At 63.1% G+C, this 14,438-nt stretch carries 24 protein-coding genes and 1 pseudogene; 9 read left to right on the plus strand and 16 right to left on the minus strand.

All coding sequences use genetic code 11. The features are described from left to right. Nucleotides 1-8 precede the first annotated feature (8 nt). The 16 genes from ACHWRX_RS05720 to ACHWRX_RS05795 form a co-directional block, all read right to left on the minus strand. Nucleotides 9-896, minus strand: coding sequence for a head maturation protease, ClpP-related (locus ACHWRX_RS05720; protein ID WP_394658431.1), 888 nt, complete (start codon nucleotides 894-896; stop codon nucleotides 9-11). Further along, a complete protein-coding gene (locus ACHWRX_RS05725; protein WP_394658432.1) occupies nucleotides 886-2,193 on the minus strand; it encodes a phage portal protein in 1,308 nt (435 codons plus the stop codon). Before ACHWRX_RS05725 ends, ACHWRX_RS05720 begins: the two co-directional genes overlap by 11 nt. 14 nt (nucleotides 2,194-2,207) lie before the next feature. After that, the gene (locus ACHWRX_RS05730) at nucleotides 2,208-3,833 is read right to left on the minus strand and encodes a terminase large subunit (RefSeq protein WP_394658433.1); all 1,626 of its coding nucleotides are present in this window, start codon (nucleotides 3,831-3,833) and stop codon (nucleotides 2,208-2,210) included. 187 nt (nucleotides 3,834-4,020) lie between these two features. Next, nucleotides 4,021-4,455 carry a P27 family phage terminase small subunit gene (locus tag ACHWRX_RS05735; RefSeq protein WP_394658434.1) on the minus strand — a complete coding sequence of 145 codons (435 nt, stop codon included), beginning with the start codon at nucleotides 4,453-4,455 and terminating at the stop codon, nucleotides 4,021-4,023. A 146-nt stretch (nucleotides 4,456-4,601) separates the two neighbouring features. Then, nucleotides 4,602-4,784, minus strand: a complete 183-nt coding sequence (locus ACHWRX_RS05740) for a hypothetical protein (RefSeq protein WP_394658435.1) — start codon at nucleotides 4,782-4,784, stop codon at nucleotides 4,602-4,604. Beyond that, complete coding sequence (locus ACHWRX_RS05745; RefSeq protein WP_394658436.1) at nucleotides 4,784-5,011, minus strand: HNH endonuclease; 228 nt, start codon at nucleotides 5,009-5,011, stop codon at nucleotides 4,784-4,786. Before ACHWRX_RS05745 ends, ACHWRX_RS05740 begins: the two co-directional genes overlap by 1 nt. A gap of 232 nt (nucleotides 5,012-5,243) precedes the next feature. Further along, complete coding sequence (locus ACHWRX_RS05750) at nucleotides 5,244-5,705, minus strand: hypothetical protein (RefSeq protein WP_394658437.1); 462 nt, start codon at nucleotides 5,703-5,705, stop codon at nucleotides 5,244-5,246. Between the two features lie 47 nt (nucleotides 5,706-5,752). After that, complete coding sequence (locus ACHWRX_RS05755; RefSeq protein WP_394658438.1) at nucleotides 5,753-6,154, minus strand: hypothetical protein; 402 nt, start codon at nucleotides 6,152-6,154, stop codon at nucleotides 5,753-5,755. Nucleotides 6,155-6,242: 88 nt separating this feature from the next. After that, on the minus strand, nucleotides 6,243-6,977 hold the full coding sequence (locus ACHWRX_RS05760) for a hypothetical protein (protein WP_394658439.1): 735 nt from the start codon (nucleotides 6,975-6,977) through the stop codon (nucleotides 6,243-6,245). After that, entirely contained in the window at nucleotides 6,974-7,327 is a 354-nt protein-coding gene (locus ACHWRX_RS05765; RefSeq protein ID WP_394658440.1) for a hypothetical protein, read from the minus strand. Before ACHWRX_RS05765 ends, ACHWRX_RS05760 begins: the two co-directional genes overlap by 4 nt. Next, entirely contained in the window at nucleotides 7,324-7,575 is a 252-nt protein-coding gene (locus ACHWRX_RS05770) for a hypothetical protein (protein WP_394658441.1), read from the minus strand. Before ACHWRX_RS05770 ends, ACHWRX_RS05765 begins: the two co-directional genes overlap by 4 nt. Beyond that, nucleotides 7,572-8,279 carry a helix-turn-helix domain-containing protein gene (locus ACHWRX_RS05775; protein ID WP_394658442.1) on the minus strand — a complete coding sequence of 236 codons (708 nt, stop codon included), beginning with the start codon at nucleotides 8,277-8,279 and terminating at the stop codon, nucleotides 7,572-7,574. The genes ACHWRX_RS05770 and ACHWRX_RS05775 overlap by 4 nt, the downstream gene beginning before the upstream one ends. A gap of 2 nt (nucleotides 8,280-8,281) precedes the next feature. Continuing rightward, nucleotides 8,282-8,416 (minus strand): hypothetical protein, encoded by a 135-nt coding sequence (locus tag ACHWRX_RS05780; RefSeq protein ID WP_394658443.1) that lies wholly within the window; start codon nucleotides 8,414-8,416, stop codon nucleotides 8,282-8,284. Nucleotides 8,417-8,436: 20 nt separating this feature from the next. Continuing rightward, the gene (locus tag ACHWRX_RS05785) at nucleotides 8,437-8,916 is read right to left on the minus strand and encodes a hypothetical protein (protein ID WP_394658444.1); all 480 of its coding nucleotides are present in this window, start codon (nucleotides 8,914-8,916) and stop codon (nucleotides 8,437-8,439) included. Next, on the minus strand, nucleotides 8,906-9,436 hold the full coding sequence (locus ACHWRX_RS05790) for a hypothetical protein (RefSeq protein ID WP_394658445.1): 531 nt from the start codon (nucleotides 9,434-9,436) through the stop codon (nucleotides 8,906-8,908). Before ACHWRX_RS05790 ends, ACHWRX_RS05785 begins: the two co-directional genes overlap by 11 nt. 73 nt (nucleotides 9,437-9,509) lie before the next feature. Continuing rightward, nucleotides 9,510-9,731, minus strand: a complete 222-nt coding sequence (locus ACHWRX_RS05795; protein ID WP_394658446.1) for a carph-isopro domain-containing protein — start codon at nucleotides 9,729-9,731, stop codon at nucleotides 9,510-9,512. Between ACHWRX_RS05795 and ACHWRX_RS05800 the strand changes: the two genes are divergently transcribed. From ACHWRX_RS05800 to ACHWRX_RS05840, 9 genes and pseudogenes are all read left to right on the plus strand, one after another. After that, nucleotides 9,730-10,416, plus strand: coding sequence for a LexA family protein (locus tag ACHWRX_RS05800; RefSeq protein ID WP_394658447.1), 687 nt, complete (start codon nucleotides 9,730-9,732; stop codon nucleotides 10,414-10,416). The two genes, ACHWRX_RS05795 and ACHWRX_RS05800, sit on opposite strands and share 2 nt — an antisense overlap. 364 nt (nucleotides 10,417-10,780) lie before the next feature. Then, entirely contained in the window at nucleotides 10,781-10,987 is a 207-nt protein-coding gene (locus tag ACHWRX_RS05805) for a hypothetical protein (protein ID WP_394658448.1), read from the plus strand. Further along, the gene (locus ACHWRX_RS05810) at nucleotides 10,984-11,232 is read left to right on the plus strand and encodes a hypothetical protein (RefSeq protein ID WP_394658449.1); all 249 of its coding nucleotides are present in this window, start codon (nucleotides 10,984-10,986) and stop codon (nucleotides 11,230-11,232) included. The genes ACHWRX_RS05805 and ACHWRX_RS05810 overlap by 4 nt, the downstream gene beginning before the upstream one ends. Next, nucleotides 11,229-11,411, plus strand: coding sequence for a hypothetical protein (locus ACHWRX_RS05815; protein ID WP_394658450.1), 183 nt, complete (start codon nucleotides 11,229-11,231; stop codon nucleotides 11,409-11,411). Before ACHWRX_RS05810 ends, ACHWRX_RS05815 begins: the two co-directional genes overlap by 4 nt. Before the next feature lie 22 nt (nucleotides 11,412-11,433). Further along, entirely contained in the window at nucleotides 11,434-12,540 is a 1,107-nt protein-coding gene (dnaN, locus tag ACHWRX_RS05820) for a DNA polymerase III subunit beta (protein WP_394658451.1), read from the plus strand. Between the two features lie 10 nt (nucleotides 12,541-12,550). After that, complete coding sequence (locus ACHWRX_RS05825; RefSeq protein ID WP_394658452.1) at nucleotides 12,551-12,880, plus strand: hypothetical protein; 330 nt, start codon at nucleotides 12,551-12,553, stop codon at nucleotides 12,878-12,880. Then, the gene (locus tag ACHWRX_RS05830) at nucleotides 12,880-13,407 is read left to right on the plus strand and encodes a hypothetical protein (protein ID WP_394658453.1); all 528 of its coding nucleotides are present in this window, start codon (nucleotides 12,880-12,882) and stop codon (nucleotides 13,405-13,407) included. Before ACHWRX_RS05825 ends, ACHWRX_RS05830 begins: the two co-directional genes overlap by 1 nt. Nucleotides 13,408-13,410: 3 nt before the next feature. Continuing rightward, nucleotides 13,411-13,932 (plus strand): annotated as a pseudogene (locus ACHWRX_RS05835) (DNA cytosine methyltransferase); the annotation flags it as partial. Between the two features lie 55 nt (nucleotides 13,933-13,987). Further along, the coding region (locus tag ACHWRX_RS05840) for a hypothetical protein (RefSeq protein WP_394658454.1) at nucleotides 13,988-14,438 on the plus strand (451 nt) is incomplete at its 3' end.

Genomic DNA, 14,438 nt, shown 5'->3' on the forward strand with positions numbered 1-14,438 from the left:
CTGGTCCTTCAGACGGTGAGGGCAGTAAGGGCGCGAGCCATGATGGCGGCGTCCGGTTCATCGCCAGCGCGAGGCGTGGCAGGGTTGGGATCGCCAGCGCGCGGCGTGGCGGGCCCTATCGCGCGAAACAACTCACGCCGCTCGGAGCGCGGCATGTCGTGTTTCGCGAGAAACTGGTCGAGAGACTCCTTGTCGCGCGGGAAGGCGTCTCCCGCTTCAGCATAGACAGGCATCTGGGCTTCGCGGTCGAGCAGCACGTCGGCGAGACCTGCGTCGATCGCCTCTTGCCCGCGGAAGTAGACGTCCTTGCCGGCGATCATGCTGGTGAACTCGGCGATATCGCGGCCGGAGCGAGCCGAGTAGGTTTCGCACATACCGGCATCAATGTGCTCAAGCGTCTGATAAGCCTCTTTCATCTCCGACTTGGTGCCAAAGAATAGGCCGCGCGCTTCGTGGATCATGATCTCGGCATTCGGCGCGACAGCGATGGTGTCACCCGCCATGGCAATCACCGATGCCGCCGAAGCTGCAATGCCGAGCACCTGCACTTCGACCTCCGCATCGTGGCGACGCAGCAGGTTATACATGGCGACGCCGTCGAACACGTTGCCGCCTGGCGAGTTGATCTCGACCACGATGGGCTTACCTGCGACGCTGCGCAGCGCGGCAGCGATGCGGGGCACTGTGACGCCACCGCCCATGCCGTCGTCGCCGATGTAATCGAAGATCGAGATGGTCGGCCGGTCGGTCGCGAGTGCGGTCACCTCGAAGTGCCTGAATTCCGCCGAAAGAGCGCGGGTTTCGAACTTCCAGTCGGAGCCTGAGCCGACGTTGGCGATCTCGGGCGGGCGGCCACTGGCGACTGCCAGCACGGCGCGGAGGCAGCTATGCTTCATCCTGTGTTTCCTCCTGCATCTGGGCGGCGGCGGTGGTGCCCGGGCGCGGCAGATCGTCGCCGCCGTCGACCGGATTGCGATCGGTGTACTCGCGAGCTTCGTTCGGCGTGATGTACGCCGCGTTCGGCCCCAGAGCTGCCTTTAGAAACTCGGCCTGATCCTTCAGCGAGCCGCGCAGCAATGCGCCCTCGTTGAACTTGGCGTAGTAGTTCTTCTGCTCTTCCGGGGTGAGCAGCCACATCCAGACCGCCTCTTCCCAGATCACGAACCAGGGCATGAGGCAGTAGGTGATGAAGAACAGCGACAGCTGCTCGATGCCGCTGCCCCAGCTGGTTTCGTCGAACATCAGCAGCGGGCGCGGCACGCCGGTGAAGCGGGCGATCTCTTCGGCCTCGCGCTTCATCAGCTCGACCAGCTGTGCGTCTTTGGCGTTCATGCCAAGCGCCTTGGCCTTAAGGCCTTCCTCCAGGATCAGCCATTCGTCTTGCGCACCGGTGCCGGCGTAGTTCTCACGCAGGCTAATCTTCAGGTTCTCGATAGCCTCGTCGCCGAGCGTCTGGTCGGTCTCCAGCGCGCCGCGCACCATCGAGCCCTTCGTCAGCAAGTTACCCGCAGCCTGCTGGGCAGTCACGGCAATGCCAAGCGTATCGGCGGCTACGTCCAGCATGGAAATGCCGTTGATGCCGTCGACCGTCAGCGGGGTGCCGAAGTGAAAGACATCGTCGGTCGATAGCGTAACCCGTCCGCCCGAAGGCCGATCATAGTCGAAAACAAGCCTGAAATCGTCAGTGAGCCGCGGCTTCACCTTGCGGCGAGGCAGAGGGATCAGCTGGCGGACGGCGCCGCGCGACTTCACCTTCAGCGCGTAGGCGTTGCCGTCGTTGATGGCGCACAGCTGCATGTAGCTTTTGAAGCGGCTCGCGGTCTGGAAGTCGTTCGGCTTCTTGTGCAGCACGTTGAACAGCGGGTGCCCCGTCGCCTTTTCCACGTTGCGGCCGTCACGTCGACGTAGGTGCAGCGGCAGCATGCCGATGGACCCGCATTGGAGAGACAGCGCGCGGAAGAAGGTGCTGTTGCGCAGCGCCATACGCTCGTTCACTGCGATCCCTGTCACACCCGTACGCCCGCCTGCGCCGCGCATCATCTCAAGCAGGGACGGGTCGGACAGATCGTAGGTGTGGTATGCTTCAACGACATGGACGGCGGATTGCCGCTGAGCGACCGCCGGTGCGACCGGACGGGACGAGACATTGTGCCGGCCGCCAGCGGCGCGGATGTAGTCGTTGGGCGAAGCCATGCGTTCTCGCCCTCCTAGAGTCGGATCACGCCGCGCCGGGCGTAGACAGATTTCTTCTTCGGTTGCTCATTCATGGCGGCGGCGCCGACCGCCATGGCGATGGTCACGAGGCCGTCGATCCGGCCCCGTGAGCGCTTCTTGTCGAACGCGCGGTTCGCTTGGCCATCTTCGATCAGTGCGGCGTTTGCAGCGCAGGAGTAGGTCACGGGCGAGGCATCGATCACGATCGTCTCGGCCAGGATCACATCTTCCAGCTTCGTGATGGACTTGGGCATGCACAGCTGCTTGTCTTCGAACATGACACGCGTGCCCTGGGCATGCGCTACGAGCTTCAACCCCTTGCCGTCGGGTTTGCCTGGCCCCTCGTAGCGCCAGACCGGAAAGCCAATCTCATCACACGCTTCCATGAAGCCGGCGATGAAGGCGGCGTCGAAGGCGAGAAACGCAATGTCGTGCTCGGCATCGAGCTCACGCACCTTGGCGGCCACGAAGGTCATGTCGATGACGGCGCCGTTAACGGCGGTCAGGTAGTTCTCATCGACCCAATCTTCGTACGGCGCGTTGTCAGCTTTCGCTCGATCCTCCAGCCCATCCTTCGTGGTCCAGTACCAAGTCTTCACCTCATGCCGCACCGGTTGATCCGGCAGGGTGGTGATCCAGTCGGCCGAGAGCGCCGTAAGGTCGTTCTTGCGACTGAGATCGAGCGCCAGATAGCAGCGTTTGCCGCGTTGCTCGTTGCTGTCGACCGCACCCTGCGCCGCTGCCCAGACTTCCTCGGCAATCCAGAAGTCGGCGGCACCGGTGGGGATGCCGAAGTAGAGACGCTTCACTGACGAACTGGTCGAGATCCGCGTTTTCGCCGTGTTCACGCGTTCGCGGATGTTCTCGATCGGGAAGGTCTCGCCGAGCGCGGGCAGCGCCTTACGCCAAACCGCCTCGTTGTCGAAGACTGTCTCTCGGTCCTTCTTGTCGATCCGAGCAACGAAGGCGAACGCGGTATCGTCGCGCACCTTGCCGAGCGCGATGTCCTGGTAGTGGTCGCTGTAGCTGGTGCCCACATGCTGCGCAGTCGCGGGCGTGTTGGTGCCCATAACCATCATGGAGCTGCCGGCCACCTTGGCTATGGCTTCTTCCCAGGTCTTCAGGGCCGTGTCAGTGCGGAACTCATGGATCTCATCGGCGAGTACTGCGGCCGGACGGGGTCCGGATTGGCGATCGCCGCCGGCAAGTGTGCGGAAGAACGAGCCCGTCTCCGGGTGTTCGATCTTCCACGCGTTATCGCCTTCGCCGCGGATGATCACTTCACCGCGGGCCTCCAGGCTGTCTCCCTCGTCTTGCTCGGGGATATCGGCACGGCACATCGCCGTGGCGTCTCGAAAGAGCACATTCGCAGTGGCTTTATCGTTGGCAAGGGCGAACACCTGGGCGCGCGGAATTCCGCACCATCCCATCATGTAGAGCCCGATGCCCGCCATCAGCGGGGACTTGGCCTGACCCTTTCCGGTCTCCAGCCATGCGGACCGGAAGCGGAGACGTCCGCTGGTGGTAAGCCAGCCGAACAAGCTGCCGATCACGAACGTGTGCCAGGTCAGCGGATTGAAGGGCTGCCCAGCCGCTGGCCCGTCCGTCACCGTGAACACCGCGGGGAAGAACCCCAGGGCATGCGCAGCGGCGTCTGGCCGCCAGAATACTCCGCGCCGCTCGCCTTCTCGCATGTCGCGCAGGTGGCGCTCGGCCTGGGCGCGGACGATGTCGCCGGTGACGATCTTACCGGCAACTGCCGCTTCCGCCCAGGCCGTGGTCGGATCTTCGGTAGTCAGGAACGGGTTAGGCACTGCGCGGCTTCAGGTACGAATCTGCGCTGGTGCGCTTGCGCGTGGTGCGGTCGATCTTGCCGCCGCTATTGCGGTCGCGTGGCGACACGCACAGCTCCTTCTCGAGCGCCTGGGCCTGCGATGACGCATTGCTCATGGTGGTCCACCAGGGATTATGCGACGGCACGCCGGTGCGCTTGGCCTTCATCACCGGGCCCGACTTCAGGACTTCCTTGGCCGAGATGTCATAGGTGACATACGCCACCACCAGCCGCTTGATCGAATGCGCGTTCGCAACCGCCAGCTTCTCGGACGCCTTCATCTCGCTGATCAGCGATCGCCAGTATCCAGCCGCGGCTTCGCGATCGGCGGCGCGCCCAAAAATGCTTCGCCAGTTCGGCTCCGGCGGAACTCCGTCACCACCGGGTAGCTCAATGAGGTTGCTCATGGGTATCTCCGGACGAAGTGCCGAAACCCTCCCCCCTCAAAAACTGCTCGCGGTGCAAACGAAGGGGGGCAGCGGTGTCCGGCTGGGCGGCCTTTCAGACTTTTGACCCGGGGGTGTTCAGCTAACAGACCCAATTTGATGAACGATCAGGCTCCGGCCGGCTTTACACTGACGTCGACATCCACACCGCAGCCCAGGACGCAGGCGGCCAGCTTGATCAGCCGAACGCCGACACACATCCTAATTGACGCTTCGGCGCGGTCGGTCACCACAACATGCAGGGCAACGTCTTTCATCGTTTCGGTCATCGATACCTCGACGGTGGCCATCAGCTGCTCCTGTTCCATGGGTGATCAGCGCTGGTCGGTCGGCCATCGCGTCCAACGCCCTTCGCTTCGACTGGCTGGGCCATTCCGAATTGCTGTGCTGTCACGATCGCGTCATGCCGGGCACAGAGGTTCTCGGTGTTGGCGTCGCTGTCATCGCCACCGCGCGCGAGCGGCACTTTGTGGTTAACCACGGTGGCCAGCGTGGTCAGACCTTCTGCATCGCACATCTCGCATAGGCCATCAGTGCGAGCGAGACGGCGGGCACGCTGTTTCTGTCCAGCTCGCCCGCGCAGGCGCTTATCGGGGCCCGTATGTTGCCATGGCTTACGACGCACGCAGAAGCACTGCTTCGTCGTGATGGAGGCGAGGGCGGTTCACCCGGATGGGAGCCAGTCCAATACTCGCCTGCCGCTCCTGGCGGCGTGGGAATAGAACAATACGTGAATCACGTTCCATTCGTCAAGCGGCCTCCGCGACAGGCAGTAGGCTATGCGCTGGCACCCTGATCTGTTCAGCAAAACCCGGGAATGCGACCAATGTGTATCGCCCTTTCACGCCCTCCACCCTGCCGATGAGTCCTTCAAAGCCAGCGCCGGGATACTTGACGCGATCGTCTCGCTGATAGACGTGAGCGAGAGATCTCGGTCGGCCGCGCTGCTCGGCCAGTCGCAAAGCATCCAGAGCGCGATCAGGAATGCGCGCGTACACGTCCAGATGTCGAAAAACGTGAAAATCCGGCACCCGACTTAGCGGCGAGCGGGACATGGCGACCAGCTCCGGCAGGCGATCATAATCAGAGAAGGCAATTGTCGGCGTGAGAGATGCGATAATTTCGCGCTTGAGCTTTGATCGTGGCAGGCGAATGACGCGTGTTTCCCGTGGCGTCCAAGCGCGATAGCCAGCCTCGATCAGTGCGGTCACCAGCGGCACGGTTCGGCTGGGTGCAGTGCGCAAGATGCACCAGTTCATTATGCCGGCACCCGCAAGGTATAGGCACCATCATGATGTCGCAGAAACCCGCGCGTCTCGAAGATGACCTTCCAGCCCGCCGGCAGGGCATCAACCTCCGCCTGGGTAAAGTCGCCCGCAGTCAGTCGCTGCAGGGTGTCATCAAACCGCGCCTGACGTTCCTGCCGCACAGCATGCTCAGCAGCCCGCTTCGCTCGCAGCGCATCATCGTTGCGCTGCCATCCCCTGAGGATATCGACGCACTCGGACGTGCTGGGAAAGAACTTGCAGGTGCGCAGCGCCTCTGTGACCAAATATTCGAGAGCGAGGCATGGAAATTTGCCGATCGCCAGCTGGTATGCACGCACACGTAGCAGGCCGGTCACGCTGTCGTCCTTCCTGCGCGGCAATGTCGTCATCATGCGCAAGCATTTCGCCAGGAACTGATCATCGGGCAGAGCCAGTGCCGGCAGCGGCGCCTTGCTGGCGACAAGCGCAACGGCCAGCTCCTCATCCGATAGCCGCGGCGCCGGTTCCGTAGATGCTATCGTCGAGAGTTCGCTCGAACCCGTCGCGATGGTCAACGACATGATCGCAGGCAGAAGCTCTCTGACGGACTGTGCGTGGCTGGGATAGTCGGGGAGGTCGTTCATTGCGGGTCTCTCGTGGATCGTAGGCTCCGCCCCAGCCGAGGGCGACGATGGCTTCCAGCAGGCGGCCAGGCGGCCATTCGTCGTCGACCATTCCCTCGACCGCCCGAACGAACTTGCGATGAGCCGTCGCGGTGTTGGTCAGATCCTTGGTCCTGCGGTTTTTCAGCAGGTCGGCCCACACGTCGGCCTCGGCCCACTCAGGGCACGGGAAATCCGCTGGGAAGCGGTGAGCCTTACGCGCGGGCGGAATATCTAGATCCGGGTGGGTATGGGTGGTGGGGTTAGATTTATTTTCATTGGGGAGGAGGGAAAGGGAGGGATCGATCTGGACATCGCTCGGACAGTCCACGGACGGTCCTTGGATTGTCGCAGGATTGTCCATGGACTGTCCGTGGACATTTGAAGCCAGCCGACGCGCCGCGTCTCGCTCCTCCTTCTTGCGGGCAGCATCCTTCGCCCGTTTTCCGGCTCGCTCGGCGTCGCGCTCAGCAATCTGTGCGTCCCGCTCCTCGAGGGCACGTACGGCAATCAGGATCGCCGCCATCGGCGCGCCAGCCTCGCTCATAGCGACCATGAGATCTGAGACCTTCATGCTTGCTCGCTGACTGTGATCTCGACGCGCCCAGGCATCTCCGGCTCGGCGAAGTCGTAGGTCGGCAGGAACCGCCGATCATTGATCTTCAAGGCGTCGGCAATGCCGTCGAAGATCGGTTTCATGCGATTCGGAAAGTTGGCCCGGTCACTGCGACGATTTGGCGGTACAAAGCGGACGCACAAAACAATGTCGCCATCCGCCAGCCGCGCTTTGCGCGCGCCAGCCTCTAGTGCGGCAGCCCAGGCTTCATCGCGCCATCGGCGGGTCTCAGCTGCTTTTCCGCGCCAGTGGCCGTTTGCATGTCCCGAAAGCGACGATGGCGGAAAGGGCATAACGATCGCCTTCATTCGCCATCCCCGAAGAACGGAATGCCCAGTTGCGGATCTGGATTGGCGGCCACGAATGCAGCCCGGGCAGCACGAGCGGCGCATAGGGCCGCATGGGAGTCGTTGTGCTCCGTCGCGGCAGCGGCCAGCTTCTCATCAGCACGCAGGAACCGCCGCTCGCAGCAAGTCACGATCTCGTTGTGCTGCTCCAGGCTCGGCTCTGGCGGCATCCATGCCCGTTGGGGCTGATCAACATCAGGGATCGTCATGCAGCACCCGCCTGATAGGCCTGGATCGCGACCAGCAGCTTGTGAGAACCGGCGGCGATGCGGTTAGCAAAGCGGTGCCCTTCATCCTCGTCGAGCTGGTCGACTGCCACGAAGTTGTTGCGTGGTTTGACCAGCCGGGTGCGCACCGGCCCACGCAGCGTGTCGGATCGCTTCTCAAGCTTCGCCAGCGTCAACAGCCGTTTGCGCGCGGCTGCGATGTTCGTGGCGAGGGCGGGATCTTCCTTCGCAAGGTCATTGGCCTTGTCCCGGCCACTCAGAACGGTCGTGTGATCCTTGCCGCCTGCAAAACGCCCGACGGCAACCGAGGAATGCCCTGCCCCCAGCGCCAGCACATAAAGGATCATCCGGGCCCGGATATGGTGGAGGCGGCGGGATTTACCCCGGATGTCGGCGGCTGGGATGCGCGTGACGTCGGAGCAGGCCTTCACGATGGCAGCCATGCTGAACCGGGCGGCTTCGGGAGCCGTGCGTCGATAGGCGGCGGCCTTGATCCGCGAGATCGGGCAGCCGAATTCGCGCGCGATCTCCCCATAGGGGCGCTTGGTGATGATGGCCTGGGCGATCCGTTCGTCCATCGAAACCTGCGCCTGCTGACGCGCGGCATTGTAGCACGCGCCGCATTTGCCGGAGAGGTTGCGCCGGGCGAGCGGCTTGCCGCAGCAGCATAGCCTGGTGGATGACACGCTCATACCGCCTGGGGACCCAGCTTCGTGCGGATGGAGCGAAGCATCCCATTCGCCACATCACGGGATATGCCCATGCGCCGGGTGATTTCCGCGATGGTCAGGTCCTCGGCCAGTAAATCGGCGAACTCATCCATGCGTGGGTTGGGGCGGGGCATTACGAAGCCCTCCGCGCGCGAGCGCCGTCCAGGCGCCACTTGAGGTTGCCGAACGTCTGATAGGCGGCCTCGATATCCTCGCCGCCCAGAAGGATCTCGTCGTCATCGATCCGCTGATCGTTAAGAGCCTTGGCCAGGAACAGCTGACCGCGGGCCGCACCGATCGGCAGGTCGGCATCGGACGTGCAGATGGCAGATACCGGCGCGGCCTTGCCGCCGATCAGGCCCATCACCGGGCCCAGCCGATGCAGCCCGTATTCCTTGCCGATCCGCAGCAGGGTGACGGCGTTCAGGTCGCCGCGTTTATTGCTGGCGTTGTTGATCGTCGTGGCTGACGTACCAAGGCGGTCGGCGATATCCTGATCGCTCTCGCCGCACTCAGCCTTCAAGGCGTTGATGATCGCGGCTACCGCATTGCGGTAAGAAGTCTGATGCAGTGCAACAGGAACGCTCAGGACTGTGTTGCCGTCATTGGGCATACATGGCTCCATGAACAGGGGAAACAGACACGCCCGCCGCCGCAGGGAGGGCAACAGCGGCGGGCGATCCAGCCGCCGAGTGCGGGCCGGATATGATCTTGCGGTGCTTGCAGCCGACATCCCCGCGCACGCCGCAGCGGAAGCAGGGGTCGCGAGGCGAGTCGGGGGCTTCGGTAATTTCGGGCAGGGGCGGCAGTGGACGCTTCAGCGCGGCGCGGGCCTGCGCCTGCTTGGCGGCGAACTGAGACATATCGCGATCATGGTACAGCTTGCCGGTGACCGGTGCGGTTTGATCGCCGGTGGCCACTATCCGGATGCGCCGTGCGGCATTGCGGCGCTCGACCTCGATCAGGCCGCGCTTTTCCAGCTTTTCGAAGATGCGCGAGACGGTGAAGCTACCCCGGGCGCTGATCTTCTTGGCCAGCTCGGTATTCGCTGGGCAGCGTTCGCCAGCCGCCGCAATCGCGGTCAGCTCGGCAAGGATGATCTCATCCTGGCGCAGCAGTTGGTGCAGGCCCATCAGGCGGCACCTCCCCGGCTGGCTCCATATTCACACGCAACTTCGCCGCATGCAGCGAAGGTGAACCGCGTGCTCATGCTGCTGCGCCTTGTGCGTCAGCGCGTCGCTCCGGGAAGCAATCCGCCGTGATGGGTTTGCCAAGCTTCTCGGCAAGATCCACCAGCGGCTGGACGCGCCAACGAGGGACGAAATTCGCCCTCTTCCAGCTGTGAACCGTCGTGAGCGGTATGCCGGTCTCATTGGCGACAAAGGTCACGCCGCCAAGTTCTTCAAGAATGAGGGGGACAGTCTGCATGTCGGTAAATTACGATAACCGTAATTATGACGCAAGCGGATTTACGAAGTCCGTCATCGACGCCGGATTACGAACTTCGCAATGTCGCTTCATGGTGACACACGACGAGATTCTAGCTGAGATGCGCCGCTGGGTGACCTCAGGGAAGGTCAAGCAGAAGGAGATTGCTGAGGAGCTGGGGATTGCGCCGGCGCGCATAACCGAGATGCTCAAAGGCGAGCGCAAAGTGCAGCAGCGCGAGATGCCTATCCTCACCCGCTACTTCGGTCTCGACGAGGGCCCTGATGCGTCAGTGCGTCGGATCGCACGTATCGGCATGGTACCGGCTGGCGACCTGCGCGAAGCGCTGGCCGATTCGAACGGCAGTATTGAAGTGCCGGCTGATCTTCCAACCGGGGTGTTCGCTCTCGAAGTCGACGGGGAGAGCATGAACAAGATTGCGCCGCTAGGATGCGACGTAATTGTTGATCCCAGCGATAAGCAATTGTTCTCAGGCGATCTTTACGTTCTAAATCAAGGCGGAGAGTTCACCTTCAAGAGGTTCCTTCAGGATCCCGCAAGATTGGCTCCGCTGTCGAGTGATCCTTCGCATAAGGAAATTGCGCTCGGCTCAGAGCCCGTCAGCATCGTGGGTCGCGTCGTGTCGGTGCTGATCGGCTCACAGCACCTGCGCCGGATGCAATAACTACGCTGCCCGTACTTCGGCTACCGGGGTCGCCTTTAGCTCGGCGCCAACGTCGAGGTAGAATCGGCCGTCTTCGTCAAAGGACCCGAGCTTCAGGCGCGCCGCATCTTGCTGCGCTTCGTCGATGTTGTCGCGGACTGGCCCCATCGGCCTTCCAAATAGCTCAACTCGAAAACCTCGCCGCATACGCTCGCCTGCTCGACTCCACTTGCACCCTAATTGGAACATACGAAGAACGAGGTCACAAGGCCGAATCCTTAATTACGATCTGAAGCATAAGAAATTACGAAAAACGTATTGACAGGGTGGTTACGGTAATCGTAATTTATCTCCATCCGGGCACACCGCCCTCGTGGAGATCACGATGCCAACCGCATCACACCCTCGCACCGTAACGCAGCACCACTGCGGCTCCGACGTCACGTTCGTCGACATCAACGCCGCCGGGGCCTTGCTGATCAACTTCCTGGACGCGCTTGACGCGGACCAGTCGTCCCAGCGCGCCGCCTTCATGGATTACGCCCGCCGGCGTGCCGAGCAGCAGCTGGTCGCCTGGGGCATCGCACGGTGAGCGCGCTGCGCAACGCCGCGCCGTTCTTCGGCATCGTCGGCGGCACGCTGGCTTTTCTCGCCCTGCTGTGGCGCGCCAATGATGCCGTTGCCCGCATGTTCGAGCGCGATCCCGATGTCTTCGCCTTCATCACATCGCCCTGGGTCGCGCCTCTGCTGATCCTGACCGGCGTGTTTGTGATCGGCGCGACCGCCGCGCTGCTCGTGTTGGCCGGTGCCCGCCACGATCGGGAGCAGGGCGAATGACCCGCGCCACCGTCCTGACCGACGCCGAGGCCACCAGCATCGCCGAGGACATCGGCCGCATCTGGTTCGGCCTTACCGGCAGCGCGCGCCTCCCACCCATCGAAGACCGTATCAACCTCGTGCAGCGCGTCACGCGCAAGGCGCGCGAGGTGGTCGCCAGCCGGCCCGCCGAGGCCTGAACCCGCCCGCAAGGATCACTGCATGTCCGTCACCATCGAAGCCGGCGTTCTGTCCCGCGCCATGAAGTCCGCCGCCGGGATTGTGGAGGCGCGTGACACCATCCCCATTCTCTCCAACGTGCGCCTGCGCGCGGTCGGTGAGCAGCTGGAGATCATCACCAGCAATTCCGAGATCGAGTATCGGCAGCTTGTGCCCCTTGTCACGGGTGGCGATTTGTTGACCACGGTCAATGCACGCAAGATGGCGGCATTGGCGAGCGCCGCCGAGTCAGGTGCGCAGATCGTCCTGGCACTCAAGGATCACGACGTCATCGCCAAAGCGGGGCGATCGCGCTGGACGCTGCCTACACTTCCTGCCGCCACGTTTCCGGAAATGCCTTTCGAGATCGAAAGCAACGGCGGCGCCACGATGTCGGGCAAAGTGCTGGCATCCATTGTTGCGCGTCTGTCCTGGTCGATTTGCAGGGAGGCCACGAGGCATTACATTTGCGGCATCCACATCGATCCTGAGCGGGACGACGACGGCGCTACGATGCGCCTGACCTCCACGACCGGCGACGCATTTGCCAGCATCATTTCCGACACGCCATGGCCTGCCGATGCGCCTGCCGTGACGATCCCGACCGGGATGGCCAAGGAAATGGCGCGCATCGCCGTCGATGCCGATACCCTGCATCTTGCCTGGGACAGCGCCAAGATCCGGATGGTCGTAGGCAACATCACCCTGACCGGCATGCTGATCGATGGCCAGTTTCCCGACTACCGTCGCGTAATCCATGCAGGGTTTGATAACCCGATCCTGGTCGACCCCGATGCCGCCCGCCGCGCTCTGCGCCGCATTGAGATCGTCGGTCTCGACAAAACCCGCGAAATCCTCGTGGATGCTCATGCAGGCGAACTGGAACTGCAGGTCGCGCGGCGCAGCAACGGCGAGGCCAGCGAGCATGTGCCCGCGAACTGCGAGGACGGTTTCCGGACCGCCTTCGACTACAACTATCTGGCGGGCGCGCTGGAAGCGATCGGCGGCGACACCGTCGAGATCCATCAGGCCGCCTTCAACCAACTCGCACTGATCCGCCGCGCCGTGCCCGATGGGGCCATCTGCGGCCTCATGCCCATGCGAATCTAGGGAGGAACCTATGGCAAAGCAGCCCTTCAGCATTCTTTGCACCAGCTGCAAGAATGAAGTCGGCTTCGACATCGATGATGTCGATGGTCTTGACACGGTAATCGATGATGAGCGCAACGAAGCGGCAGTCGCCGCTCGTGATGAGTTCAAGGACTTCGTAGATCTTGGCGATTTGACAGGGGGTCGGCGGCCACTCTGGGAGATGAGCGCAGCCCTGCGCCGCGGCGACATCGGGGAAGCTGAGTACTGGCTCGACCGCATCGCGGAAGAGATCGGCGCACGCGCCATTGAGGACGTTCAGCAGGCCCGTTTTAGCATCCGCGCGCGAAAGGTTGCCTGATGGACTACGCCACTCTTTCCGACATGCAGGCATGGGCCGAGGGCGTCATGCAGCGTGAGCCCGATTTCGTGATTGGCGATCGTCAGCTGCTGCGTTGGTGGGTTCTGCCCCGCAACGAGTATCTGAACGTCTACCTCCACGTCGTGCTCAAGAGCGATGAGGATCGCGCCTTTCATGATCACCCCTGGCCAAATCAGAGCTTTCTGATCGCCGGAAGCTACATCGAGCACACGCCCGAGGGCAGCTTCGTGCGCAAGGCCGGCGATGTCGTGCAGCGCCCCGCAACGGCGCTGCACCGGCTTGAGGTGATCCCGGGCGAGCGGGCGATCTCGCTGTTCGTCACCGGGCCCAAAGTCCGCGAGTGGGGCTTCGCCTGCGAGCATGGCTGGGTGCATTGGCAGGACTTCGTTAACCGCGAGAACACCGGCGCCGTCGGGCGCGGGTGCGGCGAGCACGGCATCCTGTCGCCGGTGACGCCCGAGGGCCAGCCGCGCCGCGAAGCGATCTACGCGAACGCGGGGGCCTGACGTGTGGCTCTACGTACCCGCAACATCCTCTCCCTGTGCGCAGGGGTCGGAGGCCTTGAACTTGGCATCCTGCTCGCCCTCCACCATCGCCAAGAAACTGGCGTGGGCATCTGCTATGTGGAGAGGGAGGCCGCAGCCGCCGCGAGCCTGGTCGCGTCGATGGACGCAGGGTGGCTTCATCCAGCGCCTGTCTGGTCTGACATGCTCACTTTCGACGGCAAACCATGGCGTGACCTTGTTCATATCCTCGCTTCGGGAGACCCCTGCCAAGACAACTCCGTCGCTGGACAACGCGCCGGAGCCGATGGCCAGCGCTTCCTCGCGCCCGAAGTCTGCCGGATCGCCGCAGAGTGCCGGCCTGATCTTATCTTCCGCGAGAACGTCCCGGGGAACGCGGACGGACAGCTTGCAGCTATCGTCCCGTCACTGGAAGGGCTGGGTTACCGCGTTGCGGCAGGAATATTCAGCTCGGCCGAGACCGGCAACACCATGCGGCGCGAGCGACTGTTCATCATGGCCGTCCGCGAAGACCGCGACGGGTGGATGGGAGCGCGATCGGAACGGCACCGTGTATCCAACCTTGCAGGGCGCGGCGGAGAACTGGGAAGCGCCGTCTGTTGCAGTGACGGACGGATCGCGCCTAACCCGGGGTGGCGACCGGTCGGACGAATTGCTCCTGACCGGGCAGGCTGTCGAGACCGCCAAGCGCTGGTCAAGTCCGAAGGCATCGGACCCGGAGAAGGCGGGGCCGAACATGCGTGGCAGCAAGGGGGATGTGCCGCTTCCAGGTCAAGCGGCGCAATGGCCGGGGCCACAGGCACGCGATTTCAAGGGCGTGAACCAAGAAAGCCCGCTCGACCACAACGCGCGCCCGCTGAACGAGGTAGCGTCACACTTCCTCCCGCCGTCATCCCCGGCCCAACCGATAGCCGCTGGATCGACGTCCTCGACCGAATCCCCGAACTCCAACCAGCCCTCAGCGAAGAGGAAGCTCAATCCCATCTTCGTCGAGGCGTTGATGCGATGGCCCA

This window comes from uncultured Novosphingobium sp. (assembly GCF_964277725.1).
Lineage (GTDB): Bacteria > Pseudomonadota > Alphaproteobacteria > Sphingomonadales > Sphingomonadaceae > Novosphingobium > Novosphingobium fluoreni.